Below are 11,904 nucleotides of genomic sequence, written 5' to 3'. Positions count from 1 at the left end.
TAATCGAAATTGCTAGAATTAACCTGGTTAGAAGTTGAGAACTGAGGACTTCAATAATAAATGAAGTATGAGAAAAGGTGACTTTCATGGCTAACCAACCACTTGTTTTTGATTTTAATACTGCCCAGAGAAAGCCAGAAAATATTAAACACCCGGATGGTTATTGTCCGTTCTGTGATGTTGATCATTTAGAGAATATTTTGGCTCAAGAAGATGATCGAATCTGGCTAGTAAATAAGTTTCGAACGTTGGAAGACACACTGCAAACGGTGCTGATTGAATCAAGTGACCACAATGGTGGGCCATCAACGTATTCAACTGAACAGAATCGTCAGGTGTTTGAATTTGCATTTCGCTGCTGGCACCAGATGATTGCATCGAATAAATATGCCAGTGTGGTAATGTATAAAAATTTTGGCCCGTTATCCGGTGGTAGTCTACGCCATCCACATTTCCAGATCGTGGGTTTAAACCATTATGATGTTTATCAAAATGTGGGTGTCCGCAATTTTACGGGTGTTGAAGTTTCTAAAAATGATGATCGTCAAATTACGCTCTCAACTGATCCAATCATTGGGTTTGTCGAAATTAATATCGCAATTAATAATGAAAAGAAAATCGATAATCTTGCGGATGCTGTTCAGGCAATCATTAAGTATCTGTTAAAAGATTATATGCATGGAAGTATGACTTCTTATAACCTGTTCTTTTATAAGATCTATAGCCGGTTTTATTGTAAAATTGTTCCAAGGTATGCAACTTCGCCGTATTACGTTGGGTACAAGATTGCGCAAGTACAGAATATGCCTAGATTGGAAGAAATTGCGGCCGAAATCCGAAAGCAATTATCGTTATAAAAAGTGAGCGGAGCAAAGCGATTAGAAGTCGGAGCATAAGTCTCCTCGGGTGGGAATTCCCGGTTTTGGAATTTTCACTCGAGGTGCTTATGTGCAGACTTCTGCTTTTTGTGCAGCTGTCCTATAAAAGTGAGCGGAGCAAAGTGATTAGAGATTGAAGTACTTATACCCAGATTTCTGTTTTGTGGAATTGTTCCCAAAGTGTGGCACCGGGTGCGTCCTTATATAATATTCAGAAAAAAGTAATCTAAAAAAGAGCCAGCTAGAAGCTGATAACGATCAGTTTTCTAACTCGCTCTATTTTTTAGATTATTTTTGTGGATAAGTTGCTCAAATTAGCTATACCGCGCTGACCAATGGAATTGAAGAATTTTCATTGACCACTGTTACATTGGTGTCTTGGGCGAGTGCCTGTTTAATCATTTGGTTGACATCATTGTAAACATCGGGGTCGTTTTGACTAATTTCATTCCTGGAAGCGACAAACAGGTGACGGATTTCTTTCGAGTTTAGTAGATTTTGGATGTTGGTGAAGTCGGTAAATAATTTGTCACGGAACGTGTTAGTAATGGCATCGGCGGTATTAAGTCGATTATGCTGATTAATCTCGCCATTGACTAACTTGGCAATTTCGGTTGGTGATAAATTTTGAACTGATTGATTAATTTTAACATTGGCGATTGGCAAACCGTTATTCAACTTTTTAAATAAATTAATGTTTTGGGGAAGACCCATCAAGATTAATTGGCGAGTTGCCAAATTAGAATCTTTCCTAATTAGATCAATGATAAAGCGGTAATAACGTTCCTGATCAATTTTCTTTTCCTGGCTAGTTTCGTTATGACCATGATACTGGATGGAACCAGCTTTGCCACTAAAATTAAGTTCACCGCCCCTGACTTCGGTTCCCAATGCATCCTGAACCGTGGCTGGATAGTCCTTGACCGCCAGTGGGGTAACTCGTTTATTGTTAAGTTCGTATAATTTACTATTGTCACGATTGATTTCAATTAACGTGTAATCAGTATTGGGAGCCTCACTCAGCAACAGCAGCCAATCGATCGAATCTTCAATCCGATAATCAGGTTCATCAACGCTGGTTCTGATTAAATGATAGACTGCTGAGCCCGTTTTATCAGTAATGACTGAGATTCCTTTGTAGGGGAGCTGTTGTCTGGTCAAATCGTCAACGTCATCGACAAACGATTTGACGCCGTTCCCTGCTTTCTTTTCAATTTCGCGGAGCATATTCTTTACCCGGAGTCGTTCACTTTGATCAAATGCCAGCTTACGAAGATTTAAGTTCAACGTGATAACTGGTGCCTGTAAATTAGGTAATTTTGCCAAGTCGGAAACACTAATAATAGTTGCCATAAATAGGACACTCCTTCGTTTGAAATTATTACATATTGTGAAAATCATAACTACTAATTTTAGTGTATCAAATTAGGCGGGCAAAGTCGTGTTTCTAGCTTGTGAAAGGGCTTATATCATCTTGCTTGTTTCCGATCAATGTGAATGACTCGAACCAGCGTAACGAGGGCGGCCATTAGAACCAATAGAAGCGCCAATAACCTAAAGTTCCCTTTAAATAATGCATCGCCACTAAATGAATAAAGGGCAGAAACGACCAGACTTCCTGTTAAACACAGTGAAAATAACTGGGGCGGGGAGAATTTTAAATCAGTTGCGGCAACGTTGACGAGCATACTTGGAATAAATGGGATTGAGTAACCGATCACCACTCCTAGTTTTGGATGGCGCATGTTGACCAAATCCGCGTATAACCGATTAGGACGGCGCTTGACCCAATGATTAGAAATTGTGTTTAAAAATGTTGCGGCAATAAAGTTTCCCATCGTAATGCCAATAACGTTAACCATAAAACCAAGCCAGTGGCCGAAACAAATCCCGGCAACAATTCCAATAATTGAGGCGGGAAAGCCTGGAATAACTGAAAATAAGATGATTAAAAGTGAAAATGAAATGAGATCTATGGGGGAGCTGGATTGAAAATGGCTGATAATCCACTGACGCTCAGCGGCTTCATTGAAAAGTAGCTGGATCTTTGGTTCAAACCGCATCACTAAGAATACCAGCAGCAGGCATCCCAGAATGGCAGCACAGATTAAACTAGTTATTTCAAACCGTTTTTTCATTGCGGTCTCCTTGAGGCGCCTCTTTAAAAATAATTTGGGTTAGCTGTTGGGGCGTTAGCGAGCGACTCTGTTGGAAAATTTGGTACGCCTCACGTGGGGGTAGAATTGGATTTTGATTAAGCCAGAAGGTGATCAGATCAATAATTCCCTGGGAAACGATTTCTTTGGCAAATGCTGCTGGAATTTGAGTGGTAATAGTTGATTGGGATGTTTGTGGTTCAACTAAGACTTCTTCAATCAACCGTTTCACTTTAGCGACGATCTTTGTCGTGTTACCGTTCAGAAGAAGAGCCGCTAAGTCTCTTTGACGATATAAATATTTGAATAGCTGAAAAAATGCATTATTTTCTTTGTCACCGTTTTGAATGGCTGAGTTTAACTGAGGTTTTTGAAATCTTTTGAAGATCTCACTAATGTTTGCCACGATTTCATCTTCATAGTGATTAAGCAGATCGTATTTATCGATGTAGTGTAAATAAAAAGTTCCCCGACTAATGTGGGCCTCCTGACACAGTTTTTGAATCGTTAGTTTGTCAAACCCAGATAAATTGATGAGTTTGATAAATGCTTTTTGAATTTTAATTTCAGTCGCCAGCATTTTGGTATTTGCTTCCAAGGACTTCATCTCCAATAGACACGTTGTTTACTTTCTACCCAATTAAACAATAAATTCAACCAATCCGCAATTAACATTTTGAGAGAATCTGTGCAGTAATCCGGATAGTCGCTGGTTTCAATCTAACGATGACGTTTAAAAATAATACTGAAATCAATTGAACAGAACGGTTATGATTGCATATTGCCAACGCAACTCATTAACACTACTATTTCAAATGAACACAGTGTTAATTTGAAAGGTGGTCATTAAATGGTAGCGAGTGAATGGAAGTATCTAAATCAACACAAAATGAGTCTCGTAGTTCTAGTTGCGATTGCCCTAATCCCAGCAATCTATTGTTTTATCTATTTATCTTCGATGTGGAATACTTATGGGAAAATGGATCGGTTACCAGTTGCAATTGTCAATCATGATCAATCGATGACCTATCATGGGAATCGGATTGATATTGGTAGTAGTTTAACTAATAAACTGACAAAGGCAGACACTTTGGATTTTCACCATGTTTCTTCAAAGCGGGCGGCCGAGCAGCTTCGAAAGGGAAAGTTTTATATGGTTTTAACCATTCCTAAGAATTTCTCTTCTCGCGCAACGACAATCACAGAAGTAACACCTCAGCGAATGAACCTTCACTTTACGTTTAATTCTGGTCAGAATTTCATTGCCTCAAAGATGACGACAGGCGCGGCCACAGCCATTAAAGCAAAGGTTTCAGCGCAAGTAACCCGGCTCTATTCAACAATTATATTACGTGCATTGGGTAATGCAGATAAGGGAATGAAGCGGGCGGCAGTCGGTAGCCAGGCAATGTATCAGGGAACTCAAAAGCTTGTGAACGGGGAAAGACACTTAGGTGGTGGGATGCAATCGCTTAATTCAGGTATTAGTCAACTTTCCGCAGGTAGTGGTAATTTGGTTGTTGCTAATCAGACAATGGCTGCCGGCTTTTCGAAAGTAATGGCTAGTACACCAACGGCAGGTATTCAGCGCTTGGGATCCGCCAATGCGAAAGTTGGTAACGGATTGATTGAAATTCAGCGCCATGTACCAGCACTTCAAACGGGGGCTGATAAGCTTGCCAATGGTAGCATAGCGTTAGCAAGCGGCACTGATAAAATTCTAAAGGAAACGAAAATAATGTCGGCGAGCCTTGACCAGGGGGCCAAAAAACTTCAGGTCATTCACACTAAGGCAGTAAATGCAGCAGCAATTGCCAATCCTGTCCACGAAGTTACGAAGGATATTTCAAAGGTTCCAAACAACGGGACCGGGATGGCTCCCTTCGCAATTGCCATCGGATTGTATGTTGGCGCGATCGCCTTAGGGACAATGTACGAAGGCTTTTTACCTCATCGAAAGCCTAAATACGCGCTTACATGGTGGGCAAGCAAAGCTTCAGTGGTTGGTGCAGTTGGTTTTTTACAGACAATTTTATTATTTTATTCGTTAACACAAGGGAATCAGTTAGCAATTGACCACTCTGGGACATTCTTTTTAGTTTTATTGCTTGGATCGTTCTTGTTTTTATCACTTATTTTTTGCTTACGCCTGCTATTAGGCGGTTTTGGGACGTGGCTAGTTTCAATTGTTTTGGTCCTTCAATTAGCAGCCTCTGGTGGCCTGTATCCCACTTATTTAACGGATTCGTTTGCCCAGTCACTAAATGAATGGTTGCCGATGACTTATCTGATAAACGCGTTAAGAAGTTTAATTTCCACTCATCAGGGGATTACGGTTGATCTGGTCGTTATGATTAGCTTGATTGTGGGATTCAACTTCGCAATGATTTTGCGGTTTCAACTAGGACTGCACCAGAGCGTTATTGAAATTGACTCTGAAATTGCGTAGGGATGGGGATGACAGGAATGCAAGGTCGTAATCAAATCGGAGACTCTTTGGAAACTAAGAGTCGAGAGGATGCGATTCACGCAAGTCACATGTTACTCATTAATTTATTGATGTACATGATAATTTCGGCGGCCGAACTTTGGATAGGGACGGTTGATCATTCAGTGGTCTTAATAGCGGATGGTGAAAATAACTTTACCGGAATTGTGGCCGTTATTTCCTTAATTGTTGGCCTAACATTCTCCAGGCGGCCGTCTGATGAGTATCACGTGGAAGGCCACTGGCAGTATAAAAACCTGGCTGTTTTTCTTGCTGGCCTAACCATGTTTTTAGTTGGTGTTAATTGTATTTGGAATGGTGGCAACAAAATTGTTGCTTTTGTGAATGGGAAGACCGGAAGCCAATTAAATGGTCAAGCCGCATACATGGCAGTCGTTTCGGGAACGGTGATGTTAACGTTGGCAATCATCAATCACATAGTAAGTCAAAGGTTTAAAAGTACGTCATTAGCAGCATCTGCCCGAGATCTTTTTAGTGATTCACTAACATCTTTTGGGACGATGTTAGCTATCGCAGGAGCGGCCTTTCTGCATATTGATTGGATTGATGCGGTTGCGGCGATACTACTTGGTAGTTTTATTATTTATAATGGCTCGAAAATTTTAAGTGATAGTGCGGCTAAACTCTCAAATGGTTTTAATCCGCGGATCCGAAAGGAAATTGTCAAGAATATTCAGGAAGTAAATGGGGTAAGGGGTGTCACCTTCATCGATGTTCGATATTCAGGAAGCAATATGATTATTGCCGCTGAAATTGAACTGGTTGGTGAAAAATCAGTATCTAAGGCTTATCAAATCTGTAAAGAGATCGAGCATTTACTGCAACTTAACTTTCCAATTTTGTATTGTTGTATTCAAGTGAAACCAGTAAAGATCAATTAATGGGTAGAAAAGGGGCCGCTATCGTTGAGGTAGCAGCCCTTTTTGTATCTGTCAATCTTTAATATTTATTGCGTTTTTCAATTTATTTGGCTTTATTTTGCATCTTTTAGTAGCAGTTTTAAAACTTCGTAAACTAAAGAATTCGCGTATTCCATTGATGCCTTATCGCCATTGCGGACAAGTTGCGCCAGCTTATCAGCTGAATCATCATCGGTTGCATCATAACGACCACTCTTGACTCGTTCATTATGACGGACGGTTGCCTCTCGAATTGCCGAACGAATCAATTCCTGTAATTTGTCATCATCCATTTGGATAGCCACCTTTCATGAATATTATAGCAAATATGTCACTACCTAGAGGGTAAATGATTGCTTGAATTGCCCGAACGACTTAAAATGACTTTGTTTAAATAGTTAGGACAGCTGCGCCAGGCAGAAACCTACACATAAGCACCTTGAGCAGAAATTCCAAGTTCGGGAATTTCTGCTCAAGGAGACTTATGTTCCGGTTTCTAATCGCCTGGCTCCGCTCACTATTACAAAAGGAGATGTTTTCATGGCAAAGTTAAATCAAGCAATGAAGGACATGATTGCGGGGGAACTATCGTATATTTCAACGGTTGACGCTGATGGTAATCCAGATGTTGGTCCTAAGATTTCAATGCGAGTTTTAGACGATGAGCACCTTATCTATAACGAAATGACGGGTGGTCAGACTCAGGCTAACATTAATGATAACGGTAAGGCGATTGTGGCAGTTGCTAATGCAAAGGCTTTGAAGGGCTTCCGGTTTGGTGGGACTGCCAAACTATACACAGATGGCCCCTATTATGACCAAGCAGCCAAATGGGCTGAAGGCAAGTTCCCGGTTCCAAAGGGGGCTGGGGTAATCACAATTGAAAAAATTTGGACTTTGGATCCGGGACCGAAAGCCGGTAAATTGTTTGAAGAATAATGGAACACATAATCAAGCGACCGATTTGAGGCCGCTTTTATTTTGACCAAATTTCTTACGCTTTTGATAAGCTTAGTCACCGTGAAGCAAATTTAAGATTCGTTTAATGACTCACCAATAAAATGAACACAATTAAGTTGTTAAGGTTAGGTAGATAACTAGAAAGGTAGGTGGTTAATGATGATTAGATGGCTTCCGTTTTTTGTAAATGTAACAGCATTATTGATTGGTTTTAAAATAAAGTCACGGCAATTATCTCAGTTATCGTTTTGGCAACTGCTTACGATTGGATCAGCGGCGATTTACGTAATGATTATTGGATACCTGACGCTGGCGCCAACTTCGTATGCGTTTGTCAACAATCAGCAAGTTGCCCCAATGATGATTGGCTCGGCACCCGTTAACCTCATCCCGTTCTGGAGTACAACTGCCGATTTCTATCAAAATGTCATGATGATGCTGCCATTTGGTGTTTACTTGGCATTGTTACTACCAACAATTCGTTTTCGAAATGTGGTACTGACTGGTGCTATAGTTGGTGTCGGGATTGAGACCCTTCAGCTTATTTTAGATCTCACCATCAATTTATCACGGTGGGTGGATATTAATGATGTCTTGACGAATGCCTGTGGGGTTGTCATTGGGTGGTTGATGATTACCTTGGCAAACCGAACACCGTTAAAACAGTTCATAAAAAAATGGTTGATTTAATGATAAAGGCGGAGAATGCAATTTATTGCTGTCTAAAAGGATTTCTCAAAGATCAATTAATTGGCAATCGTTACTTTGAGATATTTAATGTGGTTAGTTGAATCAAATTCATAAGTATCATAGCCATGAAGGGCAAACAGGTCACCAGTCTTTTTTTGTCCTGAAACTGCCCATTCAGCCTTGTAATGATTGTCCGCCATAAAAACATGACAGAGATGTTTGAGCTTCACATTGCGATTGAAAAAGTCTGTGAAAAAATTCGTGATAGCCTTTGTTCCAGCACAGGTTTCACCAGTGGCGCTGAAAATTTCAGCATCATCAGCAAAAAGTTCGATGATTGAATGGAGAGCAGCTTGACTTTTTGACGCCTGATCTGATAATTGAAAGTATTGGTTAATGGTTTGTTCTTTTTCTGACATCAATAATTCCTTCTTTCAATTGTTTAGTATATACTAAACAATCGAAAATGAAAGGGGGTGATCAAAATGATTGAGCAGCAATTTGAAAGTCCCAATTTAGCTGATATTTCGCTAACACAACTCCTAAAGTCATTGAGTGACCCGACCAGGTTAAAAATTGTTGGCACCCTTTTAAGGGCAAAAAAAGAAGTTTCGTGTGCCCAATTTGAAAATTTGGGAAAGAAAAGTAATCTGTCTCAACACTATCGTAACCTGAGATTGGCTGGATTGGTTTCGATTCGACGGGCGGGCAGGCATAGTTATCTAGCACTGCGAAAAACAGCGTTAGACGAACGCTTTCCAGACCTAATCGAGACCATCGTTAATAATAGTGAGGACAAGTGCTAAAAGGAGGCCAATCTCATTTATTGGCTGAGGTTTAAGGCTAGTTACTTCTATATTTTAGCTATGTATGATATCATAATTATTGTATCGGGGTCGTTATGGATTCGACGGGTATAGGTCGAGCCTGGATTGCGTTTCGTGCAGCGCCACGTTAAACCGCCCAGTTTATTATAACTGCAAAAAATAATAACAATTCTTACGCTTTAGCTGCCTAATAAGCGCTTAACGTAGATCCTCCTAATCTCGCCCATGGGTTAGATCTGGGTCCTAAATTTAGTGGGCTCACGCAAACTGCTCCCACCTGAAGTGGTTTGAAGAGACTAATCAGGTTAGCCTACTGTGGGTGCCTTGATTTATGGCGTTTCAGTAAGTGAACTTTAAATAATAGATCTATGAACGTAGATATCTAGGTGGCGATATGCTCGGACGCGGGTTCAACTCCCGCCGACTCCATTGATAATAAAAGCTGGTAATCATAAGTGCATTCATGCACCTGATTATCAGCTTTTTAGGTTGCAATAATTCAATTAATGTGAAGACTGTTTTGATATTTTGCTACAAATAAGCTTGATAGCCTAAAACCAGTGAAAGAACAATGGCAAATATTCCAACGGCCGTTTTAATAACGGTTGACGGAATATAACGAACGATTATCGGTCCAATGTAACCACCGGTGAATAGACCAATTAATAACGGAATAATGACGGCCCAATCGATTGGCAACATGATGACAAACATGATCGCTGAAACGACGTTATTGGTAAATGACGCAAAATTACGCATTGAATTATAAACGACATAATTTTGTTTGACAATTTTGGAAAGAACCGCAATCATCAATAGACCTGACGCAGCCCCAAAATAGCCGGTGTAAATGCCAACTAAAAAGATTGCCAACCAACTGAGGGCACTTAGCAAGTGCTTGTCTAAATGGGGCTTTGATTTTCCTTTGGGGGCTAAAATTAAGATGCCGGCAAATAAAATAAATACGGGGACTAATTTCTGAAAGCCAGCATTGGTACTATGAATTAGGATAATTGCCCCTAATGCACCACCAGCCGTGTTTAAGAGTGCAATTTGGATTGCTTGTTTCCAGTGACCGTGAAGTTCCTTTAAGGATGATAGGACAGTGCCCATACCAGCGCCAACTTGGGCAACGGTGATGGTTGCGTTTGCGGTAATTGGTGCGACGCCAACTGAGAGAAGCACAGGATAAAGAGTCAGTGCCGCCATGCCAACAATTCCCGTTAGAATCCCGGCTAATAAACTCATGAGCACCAAATAAATAATTGAAAACATTGTTATCCCTTCAAATTGATGATCTTAATAGGTATTTTATTGTGAACCGCCAGCTGAGGAGTTGTCCATTTGACGTAATTCTGAGAGTAGCTGCATTAACTGAGCATGATAAATATCAGATCGCAATGCCTGATTTTGATTACTAAACCAGTATTGCTTTGCTGGGGCAACGTAGCTTTCAGGAACTTGGTATTTATTGGCAATTTCTTGAAAAGTGGCTGGATTATCGGCTGCTTGTTGGAGCCGATAAAGTGGTTCTTGTTCAATGATTTGGACAACCTGAGGGCGGACTTCCTTGGGAACTTTAGGTTCAACGATTTTGACGACCGTTCGTTTGATGGGTTTATCCAAAATTGTGTTCGTTTGCCGTTGTGCATCAGTTAATTCATGAACTTGATGGCCAATGTACAGCGCGCCACCCAGGATTACCAACAAGATACAGATAAAGACAATTAATTTTGTGTGTTTGGTTTTCTTATTTTGGTGTTGAGATTGTTGACGTTGAAGTCGTGACGGTGTTTGATCCTGCATAGAAACCATCTCCTTAAGTTCTTTGTTACGGTTCTTAGTTTAACATTTATTCGCCATTTTATTTTTTAAGGTCGGGTAAATTTTCCACAAAAAAATGGCGAGCCGCTTCGACCTTCTGAACGCTTTTGCGCCGATCGTTACGAACTCACCGTGGTTTGGCACCGCTACGAAGTATAGCATGGATTAGGGGGATCGTGCAAGTGTCGTGAGTAAAGCAGATTCCCTTAGAACTCAAAACATAAGCAGCCACCGGTAGAATTATTGTTGGTAGTGCTCAAAGTCAAAACTTTGCTGCACGAAGCCGACTTCATCAAAGCAAGTTATAATGTTTCAAGCCATTGACAATCCCATGGTCAGAGTTTTTAGTTGTGATAAATTCTGCGTATTTCTTAACCTGATCAAGACCATTCCCCATGACAACTGGATGGTCAACGTAATCTAACATTGGGATGTCGTTATTACCATCACCAAAACCATAAGTGGGAATGCCACCAAGATCAGTATTCTTAATTAATTCCTGAATACCCCGTTTTTTAGAACTGCCTTTAGCAACGATGTCCATACTATAAGGCGTATTTCTAAAGAAGGTAAGCGTATCATTAAACTGGTTGATGTATTTCTCATCGGGTCCTTTTGTGTTGATGAGCATCATAATGATCTCGTTATGATTGATAAAATCGGTCACATGGAGTGGTGGCTTTCGTGAATTGATAAAATGATAATTACTTTCAACAATATCGTTAACAAAGTTGATGCGGGCATCTTCACTATTCATGACGGTTGTTGCTTCGTTAGTTGATTCCGCAAAAGCGACGAATTTTTTAACAATTTCCTTTGAGAGAACTGCTTTATAAACGGGGTTGCCCTCAAACACAACGTAGCTACCATTCGCAGAAACGACCGTATCAATCCCTGTTTTTTTCATTGTCGTTGGGATTTCAAATAGGTTCCGGCCAGTTGAAATAACCGGCAGGACGTTGTTGGTCCTTAGTTGATGCATTGCGTCGGCGACTTCTTGATCGACTTCAGTTTGTTCATTATACAGCGTATGATCCAGGTCAAAAAATGCAATTCCTTTATACATAGGTTAAACCATCCTATTCTTAAGTAGTTTTAATAACAGAACAATACCATATTATGATAACAATCTTCTTAGTTTTCAAGCAAGTTTGTCATTTT

At 40.3% G+C, this 11,904-nt stretch carries 14 protein-coding genes and 1 other RNA gene; 7 read left to right on the top strand and 8 right to left on the bottom strand.

Annotated features, from left to right (window positions below; translation table 11 throughout):
• Nucleotides 1-86: 86 nt before the first annotated feature.
• Nucleotides 87-857, top strand: a complete 771-nt coding sequence (locus tag FC98_RS08010) for a DUF4931 domain-containing protein (protein WP_054655101.1) — start codon at nt 87-89, stop codon at nt 855-857.
• 339 nt (nt 858-1,196) lie between these two features.
• Here the strand turns inward: FC98_RS08010 and FC98_RS08005 are convergent, their stop codons facing one another.
• The 3 genes from FC98_RS08005 to FC98_RS07995 all read right to left on the bottom strand — a co-directional run bounded on the left by FC98_RS08005 (nt 1,197) and on the right by FC98_RS07995 (nt 3,632).
• Nucleotides 1,197-2,231 carry a baeRF6 domain-containing protein gene (locus tag FC98_RS08005; protein WP_008858112.1) on the bottom strand — a complete coding sequence of 345 codons (1,035 nt, stop codon included), beginning with the start codon at nt 2,229-2,231 and terminating at the stop codon, nt 1,197-1,199.
• 116 nt (nt 2,232-2,347) lie between these two features.
• Entirely contained in the window at nt 2,348-3,016 is a 669-nt protein-coding gene (locus FC98_RS08000; RefSeq protein ID WP_056949423.1) for a TVP38/TMEM64 family protein, read from the bottom strand.
• A complete protein-coding gene (locus FC98_RS07995; RefSeq protein WP_056949422.1) occupies nt 3,000-3,632 on the bottom strand; it encodes a TetR family transcriptional regulator in 633 nt (210 codons plus the stop codon). The genes FC98_RS08000 and FC98_RS07995 overlap by 17 nt, the downstream gene beginning before the upstream one ends.
• Nucleotides 3,633-3,884: 252 nt before the next feature.
• On the opposite strand from FC98_RS07995, the gene FC98_RS07990 reads away from it, so the two are divergent.
• A complete protein-coding gene (locus FC98_RS07990; RefSeq protein WP_056949421.1) occupies nt 3,885-5,483 on the top strand; it encodes a YhgE/Pip family protein in 1,599 nt (532 codons plus the stop codon).
• Nucleotides 5,484-5,500: 17 nt separating this feature from the next.
• Nucleotides 5,501-6,424 (top strand): cation diffusion facilitator family transporter, encoded by a 924-nt coding sequence (locus FC98_RS07985; RefSeq protein ID WP_162254960.1) that lies wholly within the window; start codon nt 5,501-5,503, stop codon nt 6,422-6,424.
• 92 nt (nt 6,425-6,516) lie between these two features.
• On the opposite strand, the gene FC98_RS07980 is transcribed toward FC98_RS07985, so the two are convergent.
• Entirely contained in the window at nt 6,517-6,735 is a 219-nt protein-coding gene (locus FC98_RS07980; protein ID WP_040471954.1) for a hypothetical protein, read from the bottom strand.
• A 247-nt stretch (nt 6,736-6,982) separates the two neighbouring features.
• Here FC98_RS07980 and FC98_RS07975 point away from each other — a divergent pair, with 247 nt between their 5' ends.
• Both FC98_RS07975 and FC98_RS07970 read left to right on the top strand, forming a co-directional pair.
• Nucleotides 6,983-7,381, top strand: coding sequence for a pyridoxamine 5'-phosphate oxidase family protein (locus FC98_RS07975; RefSeq protein WP_008858103.1), 399 nt, complete (start codon nt 6,983-6,985; stop codon nt 7,379-7,381).
• A gap of 177 nt (nt 7,382-7,558) precedes the next feature.
• Complete coding sequence (locus FC98_RS07970) at nt 7,559-8,092, top strand: VanZ family protein (protein ID WP_235803607.1); 534 nt, start codon at nt 7,559-7,561, stop codon at nt 8,090-8,092.
• A gap of 56 nt (nt 8,093-8,148) precedes the next feature.
• Here FC98_RS07970 and FC98_RS07965 read toward each other — a convergent pair whose 3' ends face one another.
• Entirely contained in the window at nt 8,149-8,511 is a 363-nt protein-coding gene (locus tag FC98_RS07965; RefSeq protein ID WP_056949419.1) for a nuclear transport factor 2 family protein, read from the bottom strand.
• A 66-nt stretch (nt 8,512-8,577) separates the two neighbouring features.
• Here FC98_RS07965 and FC98_RS07960 point away from each other — a divergent pair, with 66 nt between their 5' ends.
• Both FC98_RS07960 and ssrA read left to right on the top strand, forming a co-directional pair.
• Complete coding sequence (locus FC98_RS07960) at nt 8,578-8,898, top strand: ArsR/SmtB family transcription factor (protein WP_008858100.1); 321 nt, start codon at nt 8,578-8,580, stop codon at nt 8,896-8,898.
• 86 nt (nt 8,899-8,984) lie between these two features.
• Nucleotides 8,985-9,351, top strand: a transfer-messenger RNA (tmRNA) gene (gene ssrA, locus FC98_RS14265).
• 99 nt (nt 9,352-9,450) lie between these two features.
• On the opposite strand, the gene FC98_RS07955 is transcribed toward ssrA, so the two are convergent.
• From FC98_RS07955 to FC98_RS07945, 3 genes are all read right to left on the bottom strand, one after another.
• Nucleotides 9,451-10,194: a sulfite exporter TauE/SafE family protein gene (locus tag FC98_RS07955; protein ID WP_008858099.1), complete on the bottom strand. Its 744-nt coding sequence runs from the start codon at nt 10,192-10,194 to the stop codon at nt 9,451-9,453.
• 36 nt (nt 10,195-10,230) lie between these two features.
• A complete protein-coding gene (locus FC98_RS07950; RefSeq protein WP_008858098.1) occupies nt 10,231-10,725 on the bottom strand; it encodes a hypothetical protein in 495 nt (164 codons plus the stop codon).
• A gap of 310 nt (nt 10,726-11,035) precedes the next feature.
• Nucleotides 11,036-11,809 carry a Cof-type HAD-IIB family hydrolase gene (locus tag FC98_RS07945; RefSeq protein ID WP_056949418.1) on the bottom strand — a complete coding sequence of 258 codons (774 nt, stop codon included), beginning with the start codon at nt 11,807-11,809 and terminating at the stop codon, nt 11,036-11,038.
• Between the last annotated feature and the right edge of the window lie 95 nt (nt 11,810-11,904).

It is taken from the genome of Lentilactobacillus kisonensis DSM 19906 = JCM 15041 (assembly GCF_001434135.1).
GTDB lineage: Bacteria > Bacillota > Bacilli > Lactobacillales > Lactobacillaceae > Lentilactobacillus > Lentilactobacillus kisonensis.
This window is presented reverse-complemented; position numbering and strand designations above follow the sequence as displayed.

What these genes read in the sequence shown, in the direction of transcription:
- FC98_RS08010 (WP_054655101.1), top strand. Translation starts at nt 87, where the DNA reads ATGGCTAACCAACCACTTGTTTTTGATTTTAATACTGCCCAGAGAAAG.
- FC98_RS08005 (WP_008858112.1), bottom strand. Translation starts at nt 2,231, where the DNA reads ATGGCAACTATTATTAGTGTTTCCGACTTGGCAAAATTACCTAATTTA.
- FC98_RS08000 (WP_056949423.1), bottom strand. Translation starts at nt 3,016, where the DNA reads ATGAAAAAACGGTTTGAAATAACTAGTTTAATCTGTGCTGCCATTCTG.
- FC98_RS07990 (WP_056949421.1), top strand. Translation starts at nt 3,885, where the DNA reads ATGGTAGCGAGTGAATGGAAGTATCTAAATCAACACAAAATGAGTCTC.
- FC98_RS07985 (WP_162254960.1), top strand. Translation starts at nt 5,501, where the DNA reads ATGCAAGGTCGTAATCAAATCGGAGACTCTTTGGAAACTAAGAGTCGA.
- FC98_RS07980 (WP_040471954.1), bottom strand. Translation starts at nt 6,735, where the DNA reads ATGGATGATGACAAATTACAGGAATTGATTCGTTCGGCAATTCGAGAG.
- FC98_RS07975 (WP_008858103.1), top strand. Translation starts at nt 6,983, where the DNA reads ATGGCAAAGTTAAATCAAGCAATGAAGGACATGATTGCGGGGGAACTA.
- FC98_RS07970 (WP_235803607.1), top strand. Translation starts at nt 7,559, where the DNA reads ATGATGATTAGATGGCTTCCGTTTTTTGTAAATGTAACAGCATTATTG.
- FC98_RS07965 (WP_056949419.1), bottom strand. Translation starts at nt 8,511, where the DNA reads ATGTCAGAAAAAGAACAAACCATTAACCAATACTTTCAATTATCAGAT.
- FC98_RS07960 (WP_008858100.1), top strand. Translation starts at nt 8,578, where the DNA reads ATGATTGAGCAGCAATTTGAAAGTCCCAATTTAGCTGATATTTCGCTA.
- FC98_RS07955 (WP_008858099.1), bottom strand. Translation starts at nt 10,194, where the DNA reads ATGTTTTCAATTATTTATTTGGTGCTCATGAGTTTATTAGCCGGGATT.
- FC98_RS07950 (WP_008858098.1), bottom strand. Translation starts at nt 10,725, where the DNA reads ATGCAGGATCAAACACCGTCACGACTTCAACGTCAACAATCTCAACAC.
- FC98_RS07945 (WP_056949418.1), bottom strand. Translation starts at nt 11,809, where the DNA reads ATGTATAAAGGAATTGCATTTTTTGACCTGGATCATACGCTGTATAAT.